Below are 14,760 nucleotides of genomic sequence, written 5' to 3' on the forward strand. Positions count from 1 at the left end.
CTCCCTGGAAGTGCTTGGCTGTAGCTTCACGGTCGTTGGGCAAGAGGTCCAGTCGGCGAGGTGCAAGGCAATTGCGGGAAAGATCGCAGGAGGTGCAGGGATGCACACGAAACAACGGGGCATGACGCTTCTGGAGGTACTGTTGGCCGTAGCGGTGGTGGCACTGGGCATGTTCGCTGCCGCAGCGTTGCAGCTGCAGGCATTGCAGGCCACTGACAGTGCGCGTCGTGATATGCAGGATGCGCTGGGCGCCCATACGCTGCTTGAACGGGGCAAGGCCGCTGGCAAGCTGACGGTGCCGCGGCCATGAAGCGTGAGCAGGGTGGTTTCGGCCTGGTCGAGGCAATGCTTGCGCTTGCCATCGGCCTGATGCTGCTGACTGCCGCCAGCCAGCTTTTCATCTCGGCCCACCAGAGCTCACTCCTTCAATCTGCTGCGTTGCGCATGCAGGCGGACGCCCGTCTGGCATTGTTGCGTATGGCCCAGGATATCCGTATGGCCGGCATGTTCGGTTGCCTGCGCCTTGAGCCTGGCGACTTCAGGGACCCATCTGCGCGAGAAGCGTTTGCGCGGCCTTTGCAGGTTGGCCCGGCAAGCCTGAGCCTGATAGTGGCAGAGCCGCCTGGGTACCCCGGGGCTCCGGACTGGACCTTGCACACCGATTGTATCAGCGAGGCCGAGGTGCACGCGGGGCGTGCTCAAAGCCCCGGTTTGCCCTTGGCATTTCCCATCAGCCGGCACCACTACCAACTTCGCGGCAGCACACTGAGGTTCATGCGGCGCAACAGCTCTCAGCCCTTGGTCGACCACGTGCGCGAAATGCGCGTTGAACCTGTCGACACCGCCGAAGGGCAGCGGGTGGATGTGCAACTGACCTTGTTCGATCCTGGTCTGGGCATCGAGCAGCGTTACGACATGAGTGTGGCGATCCGCAACCCGGTTGCCAGGCCATGAAGCGCCAGCGTGGCATGGTACTGCTGCTGGCGCTGGTCCTCAGCCTTTTGCTTGGCCTGCTGGCGGCTTCGGCGTTGCGCGATGCCCTGTTGGAAACGCGCATGGCCGGCTACCTGCGCGAGGGTTTGCAGGCATTCGATCAGGCCGAAGCCACGCTGCTGGTCGCAGAGGCCGAACTGCAGCGCGCGCCGCCTGGGTTGTGCCAAGCGTGCCTGCCACCCCCGCGCGCGCATGACTTGCTGGGGCAATGGCAAACCAGCGAGAGCGGATACTTCCAGCTGCAGAACCTTGGCCTAACTACCCGGGCCGCGCATAGGCCGAGGGATGAACCCGTCATGCTTTACCGGGTGACCGCAGTCAGCCGGCAACTCGCGGCCCGGCAAGTACTGGAGGCGGTGTATGCCATGCCAGCGGCTCAAACACAGGCGCCGCAGCGGATTCTCTGGCGGCAGAGACTGAGGGAAGACTGACATGCAGCAAGGCCTGAGCCTGATCGAGTTGTTGATTGTCGTGGCTGTCACCGGCATTCTGGCAGCCATTGCCTACCCCAGTTACAGCGACCAGCTCAGGCGAGCCGCACGCAGCGAAGTGGTTGGCCTGCTGCATGACGCTGCCCTGCGCCTGGAACACCACCGTGTACGCACCGGCCAGTACGCCGAGGGCGAACCGGCATTGCCCGCTGGCAACCGCCATTACAGCCTGCATGCCGAACGCGGCAGCGATACCTTCACGCTGCGTGCACGGCGTCTGCCGCATGGTTTGATGGCGGACGATCGCTGCGGTGATTTCCAGCTCGACCAGGCCGGTGTACAGAGCAACCCGGATGGCACCGGGGCTATTGAGCGCTGCTGGGGGAGCTGAAGGTTGAATGATGCCCGTGCATCGCGGTTTTACTTCAGGTGTTGGATCGACAGATGAACAAGCAAGTAGTGGTGGTCGGCGGCGGGGTGATCGGCCTGTTGACAGCGTTCAACCTGGCAGCGAAGGTCGGCCAGGTAGTGGTATGTGACCAGGCCGAGGTCGGGCGTGAATCGTCCTGGGCGGGCGGCGGTATCGTCTCGCCGCTTTACCCTTGGCGCTACAGCCAGGCAGTCACTGCCCTGGCGCACTGGTCGCAGGACTTTTATCCACAGCTGGGTGAGCATCTGTTCTCCAGCACCGGTATTGATCCGCAAGTCCACACCACCGGCTTGTACTGGCTCGACCTGGACGATGAAGCCGAGGCGCTGGCCTGGGCAGAACGCGAGCGGCGGCCGCTCAGCCCTGTGGATATTTCGGCGGCCTATGACGCGGTCCCCGTACTGGGCCCAGGCTTCAAGCGCGCCATCTACATGGCAGGCGTGGCCAATGTGCGCAACCCGCGGCTGGTCAAGGCACTGAAGGCTGCGCTGCTGGCAATGCCCAACGTGACCTTGCGCGAGCACTGCCAGATCACCGGCTTTGTTCAGGACGGTGAGCGCGTGACTGGCGTGCAGACCGCAGACGGCGTGCTGCAGGCTGATGATGTCGTGCTCAGCGCTGGCGCCTGGAGCGGCGATCTGCTGCGCACGCTAGGCATTGAGCTGCCGGTGGAACCGGTGAAAGGCCAGATGATCCTGTTCAAGTGCGCCGAAGACTTCTTGCCGAGCATGGTGCTGGCCAAGGGACGCTATGCGATTCCGCGCCGTGACGGGCACATTTTGGTGGGCAGCACGCTGGAGCATGCCGGGTACGACAAGACCCCGACCGAGGATGCACTGGCGAGCCTCAAGGCTTCAGCGGCAGAGTTGTTGCCGGAGCTTGCGGATGCCACGGTGGTGGCGCACTGGGCAGGGCTGCGGCCAGGTTCGCCTGAAGGCATTCCGTATATCGGCCGAGTGCCGGGGCATGACGGGTTGTGGTTGAACTGTGGGCATTACCGCAATGGGTTGGTGCTGGCGCCAGCTTCGTGTCAGTTGTTTACTGATTTGCTGACAGGGGTGGAGCCGATCATTGACCCGGCGCCTTATGCCCCGGCCGGGCGTCTTGGCTGAAATCGCTGGGGCCGCTTAGCGGCCCAATCGCCGGCAAGACAGTTGCTCCCACAAGGTACAGCGTGGGAGTCGGCTTGCCGGCGATTGGGCCCGTGCGGTACTGGCTCAGTCCTGCTGGCCAGGCCCTTGCTGAAGGTGCGCCTGGCTGCAATACCACTGACTGCCCTGCTGCAGCGCCCGGTCATTGGGCAGGTGCACGCCGCAGTGGGCGCAGCGCACCATCTTCAGCGGGTCGTCGAGTTTCGGCTCGGACGGCGACTGCTGGCTGATCTTGAATTTGCGCCACAGCCAGAACGCGGCGGCGATCAGGGCGATCCAGAAAAGTAGGCGAACCATGGTGTCCAGCTTGTCTATTGATTGAGGCGACAGTCTAGGACGAGGCCAATAAAAAAGGGAGACCTCAGTCTCCCTTTCTCGCACCCTGTTGAATCAGTCGAACAGACCAAAGGTCATGTAGCTGAACCAGGAGCGGTCTTTTTCGGCTTCTTTCGGCCCTTCCGGCAGGATCGGGTCGCCGTCTTCATCTTTGGGCAGCAAGTCCTGCGGCATCTCGGCGCGGGCATCCTGGAACTGGCGGACCACGTCCTGGTTGGCGCGGGTTTCACCCGGTGGCAGTGGCGCGTCGGTTTCGATCAGGCCCAGGGTGGCCTTGGACAGCCAGCCGCGGCCGTCAGACTCGGTTTGCTTGGGCTGGAACTCACCATCGGCCAGGCTCGGGTGGTCAGGGTAGTTGAGCTTGAGGGTTTCCAGGCTGGTGGCGGCCAGGTCGTCCAGGTGCATCTTCTGGTATGCCTCGACCATCACGGCCAGGCCGTCGCCGACCGATGGGGTTTCCTGGAAGTTTTCCACCACGTAGCGGCCACGGTTGGCGGCGGCCACGTAAGCCTGGCGACTCAGGTAGTAGTCGGCCACGTGGATTTCATAAGACGCCAGCAGGTTGCGCAGGTAGATCATGCGCTGCTTGGCGTCCGGGGCGTAGCGGCTGTTGGGGAAGCGGCTGGTCAGCTGGGCGAATTCGTTGTACGAGTCGCGGGCGGCACCCGGGTCACGCTTGGTCATGTCCAGCGGCAGGAAGCGCGCCACCAGGCCGCGGTCCTGGTCGAACGAGGTCAGGCCCTTGAGGTAGTAGGCGTAGTCGACGTTCGGGTGCTGCGGGTGCAGGCGGATGAAGCGCTCGGCAGCCGACTTGGCAGCCTCGGGCTCGGAATTCTTGTAGTTGGCGTAGATCAGCTCGAGCTGCGCCTGGTCGGCGTAACGGCCGAACGGGTAGCGCGACTCCAGGGCCTTGAGCTTGTTCACGGCGCTGTTGTAGCTGGAGTTGTCCAGATCAGCCTGGGCCTGCTGATACAGCTCGGCCTCGCTGAGGTTCTCGTCAATGACCTCTTTATTAGAGGAACAGGCCGCGGTAAGCCCGAGGATGGCGATCAGCAGCAGGTGTTTCACTTGCATAGCGGCTTGCGTCCCTTTGACGGCCGCTGTCTTGGGCGGTGCCGTCCTGTTATGATGAGCGCCCCGGCCAACCCCGGGACAAAAGAAGCCGTATTTAACCACAAGCTCGCAGCCGAAACCAAAGGCTGTGCGCCCGCCGAATCGAGCATGTCCGAGATCATTCAACTTAGCGCAGAGGTACCGTCCGAACTGGGCGGTCAACGCCTCGACCAGGTCGCCGCCCAATTGTTCGCCGAGTACTCGCGTTCGCGGCTTACTTCGTGGATCAAAGAGGGCCGCCTGACGGTCGATGGTGCCGTCGTGCGCCCTCGAGACACCGTCCATGGTGGCTCCATGCTTGCACTTGAGGCCGAGCAAGAGGCCCAGGGCGAGTGGATCGCCGAAGACATCGAGCTGGACATCGTCTACGAAGACGACCAGATCATGGTGATCAACAAGCCGGCCGGGCTGGTCGTGCACCCGGCTGCCGGGCACGCCAGTGGCACATTGCTCAACGCCTTGCTGCACCATGTGCCGGATATCGTCAACGTACCGCGCGCTGGCATTGTCCATCGCCTGGACAAAGACACCACCGGCCTGATGGTCGTGGCCAAGACCCTGCAGGCGCAGACCAAGCTGGTCGAGCAGCTGCAGAGCCGTACGGTCAGCCGGATCTACGAGTGCATCGTGATCGGCGTGGTAACTGCCGGCGGCAAGATCAACGCCCCGATCGGCCGTCACGGTGGCGCACGCCAGCGCATGGCAGTGACCGAAGGCGGCAAGCCGGCGGTCAGCCACTACCGTGTGCTCAAGCGCTTCCGTTCGCACACCCACGTGCGGGTCAAGCTGGAAACCGGCCGTACTCACCAGATCCGTGTGCACATGGCCCATGTCGGTTTCCCGCTGGTCGGCGACCAGACCTACGGCGGCCGCTTCCGCATCCCGCCGGCAGCCAGCCCGACCATGGTCGAGGCTGTCAAGACCTTCCCGCGCCAGGCCCTGCATGCACGCTTCCTGGCGCTGGACCACCCCACTACCGGTGAGCGCATGGAGTGGGCGTCGGAACTGCCGGATGACTTTGTCTGGTTGCTGTCGCTGCTGAACCAGGACCGCGAGGCGTTTATCGGATGAGTGGCCTGACGCAGGCGCTGCTGTTCCCCGACTGGCCGGCTCCGGCCTCGGTTCGCGCCTGTGTCTCCACCCGTGAGGGTGGCATTAGCCTGCCGCCCTATGAATCCTTCAACCTCGGTGACCACGTGGGCGACGACCCGCTTGCGGTCGCCGAGAACCGCCGCCGCCTGAGCGACGAATTTGCCATTCAGCCCGCCTGGCTCAAGCAGGTGCATGGCGTGATCGTGGCGGATGCCGACCCGTCGGTGGTCGCCGAAGCCGACGCCGGCTGGACCGACCAGCCAGGCATTGCCTGCACCGTAATGACTGCCGACTGCCTGCCCGTGCTGTTCTGCGACCGCGCGGGCACCCGTGTGGCTGCCGCACATGCGGGCTGGCGCGGGCTGGCCGGTGGCGTGCTGGAAGCCACGCTGGAGCGCCTGGCATTGCCGCCTGAAGAGGTGCTGGTGTGGTTGGGGCCTGCCATCGGCCCGCAGGCATTCGAAGTGGGCCTGGAAGTGCGGGATGCCTTCACCGCCGTGCACCCGGAGGCTGCCAAGGCCTTTGTCGAGGGTGAGCGGCCGGGCAAGCTGATGGCCGACATCTATGCGCTGGCGCGCATTCGCCTGGCGGCGCGCGGCGTTACTGCGGTCTATGGCGGCGGTTTTTGCACCGTCAGCGATGAGCGGTTTTTCTCCTATCGCCGCACCCCGCAGGGTGGGCGGTTTGCTTCTTTGGTCTGGCTAGATCCTCGCTGACAGGCCCGGCCTCATCGCCGGCAAGCCGGCTCCCACAAGTACCCACCTTTCTTGAAGTTTGCGCATTCCTGTGGCCGGCTTGCCGGCGATTGGGGCACCGCTAATCCATTAGGCTGACTTTAGTCAACCCCGCTACGCTTGAAACTTCCAGAATCACCCTTATCTATAAGGTCATCTCAGGCAGGTTTCTTCATCAAAGGCGCTGTCCATCGCTCCGACCTGCCCTTACAGGAAGGTATCCCCATGCGAATAGACCGTTTGACCAGCAAGCTTCAATTAGCGATATCCGATGCCCAGTCCCTGGCCGTTGGCATGGACCACCCTGCCATCGAACCCCTGCACCTCTTGCAGGCGTTGATCGAGCAGCAAGGTGGTTCGATCAAGCCACTGCTCATGCAGGTCGGCTTCGACATCAACAACCTGCGCCAGGCACTGGTAAAAGAACTCGACCAGCTGCCGAAAATCCAGAACCCCACCGGCGATGTGAACATGTCGCAGGACTTGGCGCGCCTGCTCAACCAGGCCGACCGCCTGGCCCAGCAGAAGGGCGACCAGTTCATTTCCAGCGAGCTGGTGCTGCTCGCCGCCATGGATGAGAACAGCAAGCTCGGCAAGCTGCTGCTCAGCCAGGGCGTGAGCAAGAAGGCCCTGGAAAACGCCATCAACAACCTGCGCGGCGGCGCGGCGGTGAACGACGCCAATGCCGAAGAGTCGCGCCAGGCGCTGGACAAGTACACCGTCGACCTGACCAAGCGTGCCGAAGAGGGCAAGCTGGACCCGGTCATCGGCCGTGACGACGAAATTCGCCGCACCGTGCAGGTGCTGCAGCGCCGTACCAAGAACAACCCCGTGCTGATCGGCGAACCCGGCGTGGGCAAGACGGCCATCGCCGAAGGCCTGGCCCAGCGCATCATCAACGGTGAAGTGCCGGACGGCCTCAAGGGCAAGCGCCTGCTGGCGCTGGACATGGGCGCGCTGATCGCCGGCGCCAAGTACCGCGGTGAGTTCGAAGAGCGCCTCAAGTCGTTGCTCAACGAGCTGTCCAAGCAGGAAGGCCAGATCATCCTGTTCATCGACGAGCTGCATACCATGGTCGGTGCCGGTAAAGGCGAAGGCGCCATGGACGCCGGCAACATGCTCAAGCCGGCGCTGGCCCGTGGTGAACTGCATTGCGTCGGTGCCACCACGCTCAACGAATACCGCCAGTTCATCGAGAAGGACGCCGCCCTGGAGCGGCGCTTCCAGAAGGTATTGGTGGAGGAGCCGAGCGAGGAAGACACCATCGCCATCCTGCGTGGCCTCAAAGAGCGCTATGAAGTGCACCACAAGGTGGCCATCACCGACGGCGCGATCATTGCTGCGGCCAAGCTCAGCCACCGCTACATCACCGACCGCCAGCTGCCGGACAAGGCCATCGACCTGATCGACGAAGCGGCCAGCCGTATCCGCATGGAGATCGACTCCAAGCCGGAAGTACTCGACCGCCTCGACCGTCGCCTGATCCAGCTGAAGGTGGAATCCCAGGCGCTGAAGAAAGAAGAAGACGAAGCAGCCAAGAAGCGCCTGGAGAAGCTGACCGAGGAAATCGAGCGCCTGGAGCGTGAGTATTCCGACCTGGAAGAAATCTGGGCGTCCGAGAAGGCAGAAGTGCAGGGCTCGGCGCAGATCCAGCAAAAGATCGAGCAAGCCCGCCAGGAGCTGGAAGCGGCCCGTCGCAAAGGCGACCTGAACCGCATGGCCGAACTGCAGTACGGGGTTATCCCGGACCTGGAGCGCAGCCTGCAGATGGTCGACCAGCATGGCAAGACCGAAAACCAGCTGCTGCGCAACAAGGTGACCGAGGAAGAGATTGCCGAAGTAGTGTCCAAGTGGACCGGCATCCCGGTGGCCAAGATGCTGGAAGGCGAGCGCGAAAAACTGCTGAAAATGGAAGACCTGCTGCACCAGCGCGTGATCGGCCAGCACGAGGCGGTGACCGCCGTAGCCAACGCCGTACGCCGTTCGCGTGCCGGCCTTTCCGACCCGAACCGGCCAAGTGGTTCGTTCATGTTCCTCGGCCCGACCGGTGTGGGCAAGACCGAGCTGTGCAAGGCCCTGGCCGAATTCCTGTTCGACACCGAAGAGGCTATGGTGCGGATCGACATGTCCGAGTTCATGGAGAAACACTCCGTGGCTCGCCTGATCGGCGCCCCACCAGGCTATGTAGGTTATGAAGAGGGCGGTTACCTGACCGAAGCGGTACGGCGCAAGCCATACTCGGTGGTGCTGCTGGATGAAGTGGAGAAGGCTCACCCGGATGTGTTCAACGTGCTGCTGCAGGTGCTCGAGGATGGCCGCCTGACCGACAGCCACGGCCGTACGGTGGACTTCCGCAACACGGTGATCGTGATGACCTCCAACCTGGGCTCGGCGCAGATCCAGGAGCTGGCCGGTGATCGCGAAGCGCAGCGTGCGGCAGTGATGGATGCGGTGGGTGCGCACTTCCGTCCGGAGTTCGTCAACCGGATCGACGAAGTGGTGGTGTTCGAGCCCTTGGGCCGCGAGCAGATCGCCGGCATCACCGAGATCCAGCTTGGCCGCCTGCGCAGCCGCCTGAGCGAGCGCGAGCTGGCCTTGAGCCTGAGCCCGGAGGCGTTGGACAAGCTGATCGCGGTGGGTTACGACCCGGTGTATGGCGCCCGGCCGCTGAAGCGGGCGATCCAGCGCTGGATCGAGAACCCGCTGGCGCAAATGATCCTGGCCGGCAAATTCATGCCGGGTTCGGCGATCACTGCCAAGGTGGAAGGCGAAGAAATCGTGTTCGCCTGATCCCTTCGCTGCAAAAACTAGCCCCGCACCTGCGGGGCTTTTTTAAGGCCGCAGCGTTTCGGCAGCCCACGGGGAACCCTGTGGGGGGCGGCTTGCCGGCGAACAGCCCCGGCCAAACCCAGCAAAATCGGGGCCTCGCCAGTTTTTTCCATAACTTGCTGAAATTTTTGAAAAAAACGCTTGCACAGAAATTAGAGTGCCCCTAATATACGCCGCGTTGTCAGGCACTAAGCGAATCACCAGCAACATCGGTGACCGCAAAACAACTTAGAAATCAGTAAGTTGAATGAAAAAAAGTGGTTGACAAGCAAAACGAAGAATGTAGAATAGCCGGCCTCAGCAGCGACAACGCGAAAGCGGATAGCCAAAGAGATCGAAGCTAACACAGACTTCGAAGCTGTAAAGATGTACCGAAGTTCAGTTCCGCGATAGCTCAGTCGGTAGAGCAAATGACTGTTAATCATTGGGTCCCTGGTTCGAGTCCAGGTCGCGGAGCCAATCTCGGGGTGTAGCGCAGTCCGGTAGCGCGCCTGCTTTGGGAGCAGGATGTCAGGAGTTCGAATCCCCTCACCCCGACCATTTTCAGGGTCGTTAGCTCAGTTGGTAGAGCAGTTGGCTTTTAACCAATTGGTCGTAGGTTCGAATCCTACACGACCCACCATGTAAAAAGGGCATCTCGACTGAGATGCCCTTTTTCTTTTGTCTCGCGAAAAGTTTTGGCCAGTACCGCCAACCGGAAGCAAAAAAAAGGGCCGCATCAGCGGCCCCCTTTCTACACGATCAGTGCAGCTTCAGTCGCGGCTCAGTGCCCCTCCCAATTTTGCTTCCCAGCATCATCATCGCCGTGCGGAAGAACCCGTACAGCGCCATCTGGTGCATGCGGTAAAGCGACACATAAAACATCCGCGCCAGCCAGCCCTCCAGCTTCACGCTACCCATCAGGTTGCCCATCAGGTTACCCACCGCCGAGAAGCGCGACAGCGACACCAGCGAACCGTAATCCTTGTAGGCATAGGTCGGCAGCGGCTTGTTCTCCAGGCGCGCTTTCAGGCTCTTGGCCAGCATCTCGGCCTGCTGGTGCGCTGCCTGGGCGCGTGGCGGCACGTTGCGGTCGCTGCCCGGTTGCGGGCAGGCTGCACAGTCACCGAAGGCGAAGATGTCATCGTCGCGGGTGGTTTGCAGGGTAGGGCGCACCACCAGCTGGTTGATACGGTTGGTTTCCAGGCCGTCGATATCCTTGAGGAAGCCCGGCGCACGAATACCGGCCGCCCACACCTTGAGGCTGGCCTGGATCACTTCGCCGTTGGCGGTCTTCAGGCCATCGGCGGTCACTTCGCTGACGGCAGCGTTGGTCATCACCGTCACGCCGAGCTTTTCCAGGGTCTTGTGCACCGGCACGCTGATGCGCTCTGGCAGCGCCGGCAGCACGCGCGGGCCCGCCTCGATCACGGTGATGTGCATGTCTTTTGGCTGGATACGGTCCAGGCCATAAGCCGCCAGTTCATGCGCTGCGTGGTGCAGTTCGGCCGCCAGCTCCACACCGGTGGCACCGGCGCCGACGATCGCCACGCTGATCTTCTCGCTGGCCTGGTCACCCGCATGGGCACGCAGGTAGTGGTTGAGCAGTTGCTGGTGGAAACGCTCGGCCTGCTTGCGGGTATCCAGGAACAGGCAGTGCTGCGCCGCGCCAAGGGTACCGAAGTCGTTGGTGTTGCTGCCCACGGCAATGACCAGGGTGTCATAGCGCAAGGTGCGCGCAGGCACCAGCTCGCGGCCCTCTTCATCGAGGGTGGCGGCCAGTTGGATCTGCTTGCCTTCACGGTCCAGGCCGCTCATGCGCCCCAGCTGGAAGTTGAAGTGGTTCCACTTGGCCTGGGCCACGTAGTTCAGTTCGTCTTCCGAGGAGTTGAGCGAGCCGGCGGCCACTTCGTGCAGCAGCGGCTTCCAGATGTGCGTGAGGTTGGCGTCGACCAGGGTGATTTCGGCCTGCTTGCGCTTGCCGAGGGTTTTACCCAGGCGGGTCGCCAGTTCCAGGCCGCCGGCGCCGCCGCCGACAATCACGATGCGATGAGTCATGGGGATATCTCATAAGGTTTACGGAATTCGTGGCCCCAGGGGCCGGCCGCAAACTGCATGAGGGGAGGGCGAGCGCGAGGCAGCTCATAGCACCAGTCCACTCAACAGGCGGCTGATGAGGCCCAGCCCGATGGTCACGGCCACCACCAGCACAAGGAGCAGCCACGGCCGGAATGGCTTGCGCTCGACTTGGTGCTGAGGGGCTCGCAGATACTCATCGACACGACGCTGATCTTCCGGATTCAGTCGGCTGGTCATGGTGGGCCTCGTCAGGTAGACGTATGTGACTGCCTGAACGCTACAGCGTTCCGGCAAGTACTTGAGACAAATGATAAAGCTTTCTATCCCTGGCGCCGAGTGTACGCCATCGCAAAGACTCTCGGCACTGGATCAAAGACTGATGCCCACGTCGAACACGATGCTGCGCCCCAGGTTGCCGCGCAGAAAGTCCGGGGCATCGGGGTGGGCGAACAGCACCCGGGCAAAGGTCGGCCCCACCAGCGACAGCGAGCGCCAACCCTGGCGCAGGTACTCGGTGGGCGGCGGGAAGTGGGTGTTGAGGTCGAGCACTTCACGCTTGAGGCTGGCGAAGGCGATGATGTCCAGCTCGCTCAGGTCCAGCCCGCGTTCGCGATAGTTGTGCGCCTTTTTGCGCAAGGTGGGCGCCAGCCGCGCCAGCAGCTCGGTGGCGGCGATACGCCTGGGCCGCGCCTCGCGCCGTACCAGCTGGGCCAGTGAAAAGGCGCTGCGCCTTCGCTGCAGCTCTTCGCGCCACTCATCATTGAGCCGGCGGCCTTCGTCGAGCACAAAAAACACCTCGAACGACGCATCGCGGAACAGCACGTCGGGCGGCTCCTGGCCGGCCGGGGTGAAATCTTCACTGCGATAGGGGATGTTCAGCCCCTGCAGCAGGCGCTGGCATACCCAACGCTCCCGCTCCCATTTGCGAGCATTGGAGAGGAATGCATTGGCTTGTTCGGCCTGGATGGTGAGCAGGCGCAGGTAGTCTGAGTCATCCATGCTCACAGCTTAGACGCTAAACCATGACGATAAGATGCTGTTTTTGAATGGGTGTAGACTCAGGTATGTCCACAGTCTCGACAGGGGCATTCGTCAAGTGATCAGCGCGCAAGTGTTGTCCAGCACCAGCCTCACGCTCGGTTGGGTAGGGTTCGTCCCTTTGCTGCTGTGGGCGGCCAGCCGCACTCGCTGGCTGGAACTGTTCGCCGACAGCCGCCGGCAGCACCTGCTGTTCGGTACGGTGTTCTGCCTGTTTGCACTTTGGCTAGTCAGGCGCGACTTCGACACCGGTGTGTCGTACCACTTCATCGGCATGACCGCCGTGACGTTGTTGCTGGACTGGCCGCTGGCGGTGCTTGGCGGGTTTCTGGCCCAGCTCGGCTTGTTGGCGCTGGGGCGCCAGGACCTGGCAGCACTTGGTATCAACGGCCTGCTGCTGATCGGCCTGCCGGTGCTGATCACCGAGGTGTGCGCCATCCTGGTCGAGCGGGCGCAGCCGCGTAACCTCTTCGTTTACATCTTCTGCTCGGGGTTCTTTCCCGCAGCACTGACCGTGCTGGTGTGCCTGCTGGCCGGGTTGGGGCTGCTGTGGCTGGACGGGCGCTTCGCCATGCCGGAGTGGCTCAGCGACTTTGTCGGCTACCTGTGGCTGATGATGTTCCCGGAGGCGTTCATCAACGGCATGGTGGTCAGTGCGCTGGTGGTGTTCTGCCCGGAGTGGCTGGAGACATTCAACCGCACGCGGTACCTGCAGGCAGCGTGGAAGGACGAGTAGCAGCGGCCTTGTGTCGCGAAAGGGCCGCAGAGCGGCCCCAGCAATTGTTGCATCAATACCGAAACATCGAGGGCCGCTGCGCAGCCCTTTCGCGACACAAGGCCGCGCCTACCGGTCCCGATGCGGCGCCTTAGTGCCGCGGCTCCAGGTCGCCCGAATACAACTCATCCTCGGACTCTTGCGACCCCGCAATCTTGTGCTCCTCAGCCGCCCAGGCACCCAGGTCGATCAACTTGCAACGGTCAGAGCAGAACGGCCGGAACGCGTTCTTCGCGTCCCATTCCACAGGTGCGCCACAGGTAGGGCAATCGACGGTCAATGGCTGGCTCATGGCTGGCCTCCTCGTAAAGTCAGGTAAAAGTGGTGCAGATGGTCGATCTGCGCATGCAGCGCGGCAAGGTCACTGTCGTTGACCACCACATCATCGGCATGGCGCAAGCGCTCGTCGCGGGCCAACTGAGCCTTGAGGATGGCTTGCACCTGCTCGGGGCTGGTGTTGTCCCGCTGCAAGGTGCGCGCTACCTGCAGCGCTTGCGGTGCATCGATCACCAGCACTCGCTGGGTTTTCTGGTACTGGCCAGACTCGATCAGCAGCGGCGACACATACACCGCATACGGCGACTCAGCCTTGGCCAGGTAGCTGAATATCTCCTGCCCGATCAGTGGGTGCAGCAGCTGTTCAAGCCATTTGCGCTGGGCCGGGTCGGCGAAGATCAACTGGCGCAACGCTGTGCGATCGAGCTGGCCGTCCTCCAGCAGCACGCCCGGGCCAAAGCGCTCGACAATGCTGGCCAGGGCCGGGCGGCCGGGCTCCACGACCCAACGCGCTGCCTGGTCGGCATCGACCAGGTGCACACCAAGCTCGACGAAGCGCTCGGCGGCAGCGCTCTTGCCGCTGCCAATGCCGCCGGTGAGGCCGAGAATCCAGGGGGTGAACGGCGCAGTGGTCATCAGAATCCAAGCAGTTGCAGGTATGAGGTGTATATTTCATCACCCCAGAGCACGGCAATCCACCCCGCAATGGCCAGATAAGGACCAAAAGGTATCGCCGTACCCATCGAATGGCTGCGCAGGCGCAACATGCACAGCCCCACCACCGCCCCGACCAGCGACGATAGCATCAAGGTCAGCGGCACTACCTGCCAGCCGCCCCAGGCCCCGATCAGTGCCAGCAGTTTGAAGTCGCCGTAACCCATGCCTTCCTTGCCGGTGATCAGTTTGAACAACCAATACACTGTCCACAGGCTGAGATAACCAGCCATCGCGCCCCAGATGGCGTCGGACAATGGCACCACGGTATCGAAAACATTGACGATCAGCCCCAGCCACAGCGTTGGCAGCACCAGCACATCCGGCAATATCTGCTTGTCGTGGTCGATAAGGCTCAGCGCCAGCAGGCTCCAGGTAAAGGCCAGCAAGGCCAGTGCCTCCATCCCGGCACCGGAATGCCAGGCCACCGTCAGCGACAGCAAGGCGCAGGCCAGCTCCACCAGCGGGTACCGTGAGCCGATAGGCTGTTTGCACGCAGAGCAGCGCCCGCGCAAGGCCAGGTAACTGAGCACCGGAATATTCTCCCAGGCACGAATCGCATGCCCACAGTGCGGGCAACGTGAAGCGGGCAGGCACAGGTCGAAGCGCTCATGCTCATCGGTCGGCAGCCCCAGCGCCTCCTGCGCTTCACGCTGCCATTGGCGCTCCAGCATGATCGGCAGCCGGTACGCCACCACATTGATGAAGCTGCCGACCAACAGGCCAAGCACTGTCGCAAGGGTGAAGAAGTACGCCGGCTGTTCGGCCAGTAAAGTCCATAAAGTCATGT

General features: G+C 62.7%; 17 protein-coding genes and 3 tRNA genes. 12 read left to right on the forward strand and 8 right to left on the reverse strand.

Translation table 11 applies throughout. From position 1 onward, the window contains the following. Positions 1-100: 100 nt before the first annotated feature. From EGJ09_RS04620 to thiO, 5 genes are read left to right on the forward strand one after another with little or no spacing between them, the layout of a single operon-like run. A complete protein-coding gene (locus EGJ09_RS04620) occupies positions 101-310 on the forward strand; it encodes a prepilin-type N-terminal cleavage/methylation domain-containing protein (RefSeq protein ID WP_046784650.1) in 210 nt (69 codons plus the stop codon). Next, positions 307-954, forward strand: a complete 648-nt coding sequence (locus tag EGJ09_RS04625) for a PilW family protein (protein WP_125923358.1) — start codon at positions 307-309, stop codon at positions 952-954. The genes EGJ09_RS04620 and EGJ09_RS04625 overlap by 4 nt, the downstream gene beginning before the upstream one ends. Beyond that, a complete protein-coding gene (locus EGJ09_RS04630) occupies positions 951-1,424 on the forward strand; it encodes a hypothetical protein (protein ID WP_125923359.1) in 474 nt (157 codons plus the stop codon). The genes EGJ09_RS04625 and EGJ09_RS04630 overlap by 4 nt, the downstream gene beginning before the upstream one ends. A 1-nt stretch (position 1,425) precedes the next feature. Next, entirely contained in the window at positions 1,426-1,815 is a 390-nt protein-coding gene (locus EGJ09_RS04635) for a type IV pilin protein (protein ID WP_046784647.1), read from the forward strand. A gap of 53 nt (positions 1,816-1,868) precedes the next feature. Beyond that, on the forward strand, positions 1,869-2,966 hold the full coding sequence (thiO, locus tag EGJ09_RS04640; protein WP_115273825.1) for a glycine oxidase ThiO: 1,098 nt from the start codon (positions 1,869-1,871) through the stop codon (positions 2,964-2,966). A 105-nt stretch (positions 2,967-3,071) separates the two neighbouring features. On the opposite strand, the gene EGJ09_RS04645 is transcribed toward thiO, so the two are convergent. Continuing rightward, entirely contained in the window at positions 3,072-3,302 is a 231-nt protein-coding gene (locus EGJ09_RS04645) for a PP0621 family protein (protein ID WP_012316350.1), read from the reverse strand. A 93-nt stretch (positions 3,303-3,395) separates the two neighbouring features. After that, positions 3,396-4,415, reverse strand: coding sequence for an outer membrane protein assembly factor BamD (locus tag EGJ09_RS04650; protein WP_125923360.1), 1,020 nt, complete (start codon positions 4,413-4,415; stop codon positions 3,396-3,398). Positions 4,416-4,562: 147 nt separating this feature from the next. Here EGJ09_RS04650 and rluD point away from each other — a divergent pair, with 147 nt between their 5' ends. The 6 genes from rluD (at position 4,563) to EGJ09_RS04680 (ending at position 9,731) form a co-directional block, all read left to right on the forward strand. Continuing rightward, entirely contained in the window at positions 4,563-5,525 is a 963-nt protein-coding gene (gene rluD, locus EGJ09_RS04655) for a 23S rRNA pseudouridine(1911/1915/1917) synthase RluD (RefSeq protein ID WP_039602973.1), read from the forward strand. Beyond that, positions 5,522-6,262: a peptidoglycan editing factor PgeF gene (gene pgeF / locus EGJ09_RS04660; protein ID WP_125923361.1), complete on the forward strand. Its 741-nt coding sequence runs from the start codon at positions 5,522-5,524 to the stop codon at positions 6,260-6,262. The genes rluD and pgeF overlap by 4 nt, the downstream gene beginning before the upstream one ends. Positions 6,263-6,505: 243 nt before the next feature. After that, a complete protein-coding gene (gene clpB, locus EGJ09_RS04665) occupies positions 6,506-9,070 on the forward strand; it encodes an ATP-dependent chaperone ClpB (RefSeq protein ID WP_046784643.1) in 2,565 nt (854 codons plus the stop codon). Between the two features lie 422 nt (positions 9,071-9,492). Continuing rightward, positions 9,493-9,568: transfer RNA gene (locus EGJ09_RS04670), tRNA-Asn, on the forward strand. Between the two features lie 4 nt (positions 9,569-9,572). Beyond that, positions 9,573-9,649 (forward strand) — tRNA-Pro (locus tag EGJ09_RS04675). A gap of 6 nt (positions 9,650-9,655) precedes the next feature. After that, positions 9,656-9,731, forward strand: a tRNA-Lys gene (locus tag EGJ09_RS04680). A gap of 119 nt (positions 9,732-9,850) precedes the next feature. Here EGJ09_RS04680 and EGJ09_RS04685 read toward each other — a convergent pair. The 3 genes from EGJ09_RS04685 to EGJ09_RS04695 all read right to left on the reverse strand — a co-directional run bounded on the left by EGJ09_RS04685 (position 9,851) and on the right by EGJ09_RS04695 (position 12,166). Then, a complete protein-coding gene (locus EGJ09_RS04685) occupies positions 9,851-11,146 on the reverse strand; it encodes an NAD(P)/FAD-dependent oxidoreductase (RefSeq protein WP_012316345.1) in 1,296 nt (431 codons plus the stop codon). An 84-nt stretch (positions 11,147-11,230) separates the two neighbouring features. Further along, entirely contained in the window at positions 11,231-11,404 is a 174-nt protein-coding gene (locus EGJ09_RS04690; RefSeq protein WP_012316344.1) for a DUF3094 domain-containing protein, read from the reverse strand. A gap of 132 nt (positions 11,405-11,536) precedes the next feature. After that, a complete protein-coding gene (locus EGJ09_RS04695; protein ID WP_012316343.1) occupies positions 11,537-12,166 on the reverse strand; it encodes a DUF1780 domain-containing protein in 630 nt (209 codons plus the stop codon). A 34-nt stretch (positions 12,167-12,200) separates the two neighbouring features. Here EGJ09_RS04695 and EGJ09_RS04700 point away from each other — a divergent pair, with 34 nt between their 5' ends. Then, positions 12,201-12,941, forward strand: a complete 741-nt coding sequence (locus EGJ09_RS04700) for an energy-coupling factor ABC transporter permease (protein ID WP_125923362.1) — start codon at positions 12,201-12,203, stop codon at positions 12,939-12,941. 130 nt (positions 12,942-13,071) lie between these two features. Here the strand turns inward: EGJ09_RS04700 and yacG are convergent, their stop codons facing one another. The 3 genes from yacG to EGJ09_RS04715 are packed head-to-tail and all read right to left on the reverse strand — an operon-like array spanning position 13,072 to position 14,758. After that, a complete protein-coding gene (gene yacG, locus EGJ09_RS04705; RefSeq protein WP_012316341.1) occupies positions 13,072-13,272 on the reverse strand; it encodes a DNA gyrase inhibitor YacG in 201 nt (66 codons plus the stop codon). Continuing rightward, a complete protein-coding gene (gene coaE, locus EGJ09_RS04710) occupies positions 13,269-13,892 on the reverse strand; it encodes a dephospho-CoA kinase (protein ID WP_046784640.1) in 624 nt (207 codons plus the stop codon). The genes yacG and coaE overlap by 4 nt, the downstream gene beginning before the upstream one ends. Further along, positions 13,892-14,758, reverse strand: coding sequence for an A24 family peptidase (locus EGJ09_RS04715; RefSeq protein ID WP_125923363.1), 867 nt, complete (start codon positions 14,756-14,758; stop codon positions 13,892-13,894). The genes coaE and EGJ09_RS04715 overlap by 1 nt, the downstream gene beginning before the upstream one ends. Positions 14,759-14,760: the final 2 nt, after the last annotated feature.

It is taken from the genome of Pseudomonas sp. p106, from assembly GCF_003936645.1.
Taxonomy (GTDB): domain Bacteria; phylum Pseudomonadota; class Gammaproteobacteria; order Pseudomonadales; family Pseudomonadaceae; genus Aquipseudomonas; species Aquipseudomonas putida_E.

Bases quoted from the DNA above. Each gene is read 5' to 3' on its own strand.
- EGJ09_RS04620 (WP_046784650.1), top strand. From the start codon at position 101: ATGCACACGAAACAACGGGGCATGACGCTTCTGGAGGTACTGTTGGCC.
- EGJ09_RS04625 (WP_125923358.1), top strand. From the start codon at position 307: ATGAAGCGTGAGCAGGGTGGTTTCGGCCTGGTCGAGGCAATGCTTGCG.
- EGJ09_RS04630 (WP_125923359.1), top strand. From the start codon at position 951: ATGAAGCGCCAGCGTGGCATGGTACTGCTGCTGGCGCTGGTCCTCAGC.
- EGJ09_RS04635 (WP_046784647.1), top strand. From the start codon at position 1,426: ATGCAGCAAGGCCTGAGCCTGATCGAGTTGTTGATTGTCGTGGCTGTC.
- thiO (WP_115273825.1), top strand. From the start codon at position 1,869: ATGAACAAGCAAGTAGTGGTGGTCGGCGGCGGGGTGATCGGCCTGTTG.
- EGJ09_RS04645 (WP_012316350.1), bottom strand. From the start codon at position 3,302: ATGGTTCGCCTACTTTTCTGGATCGCCCTGATCGCCGCCGCGTTCTGG.
- EGJ09_RS04650 (WP_125923360.1), bottom strand. From the start codon at position 4,415: ATGCAAGTGAAACACCTGCTGCTGATCGCCATCCTCGGGCTTACCGCG.
- rluD (WP_039602973.1), top strand. From the start codon at position 4,563: ATGTCCGAGATCATTCAACTTAGCGCAGAGGTACCGTCCGAACTGGGC.
- pgeF (WP_125923361.1), top strand. From the start codon at position 5,522: ATGAGTGGCCTGACGCAGGCGCTGCTGTTCCCCGACTGGCCGGCTCCG.
- clpB (WP_046784643.1), top strand. From the start codon at position 6,506: ATGCGAATAGACCGTTTGACCAGCAAGCTTCAATTAGCGATATCCGAT.
- EGJ09_RS04685 (WP_012316345.1), bottom strand. From the start codon at position 11,146: ATGACTCATCGCATCGTGATTGTCGGCGGCGGCGCCGGCGGCCTGGAA.
- EGJ09_RS04690 (WP_012316344.1), bottom strand. From the start codon at position 11,404: ATGACCAGCCGACTGAATCCGGAAGATCAGCGTCGTGTCGATGAGTAT.
- EGJ09_RS04695 (WP_012316343.1), bottom strand. From the start codon at position 12,166: ATGGATGACTCAGACTACCTGCGCCTGCTCACCATCCAGGCCGAACAA.
- EGJ09_RS04700 (WP_125923362.1), top strand. From the start codon at position 12,201: ATGCTGTTTTTGAATGGGTGTAGACTCAGGTATGTCCACAGTCTCGAC.
- yacG (WP_012316341.1), bottom strand. From the start codon at position 13,272: ATGAGCCAGCCATTGACCGTCGATTGCCCTACCTGTGGCGCACCTGTG.
- coaE (WP_046784640.1), bottom strand. From the start codon at position 13,892: ATGACCACTGCGCCGTTCACCCCCTGGATTCTCGGCCTCACCGGCGGC.
- EGJ09_RS04715 (WP_125923363.1), bottom strand. From the start codon at position 14,758: ATGACTTTATGGACTTTACTGGCCGAACAGCCGGCGTACTTCTTCACC.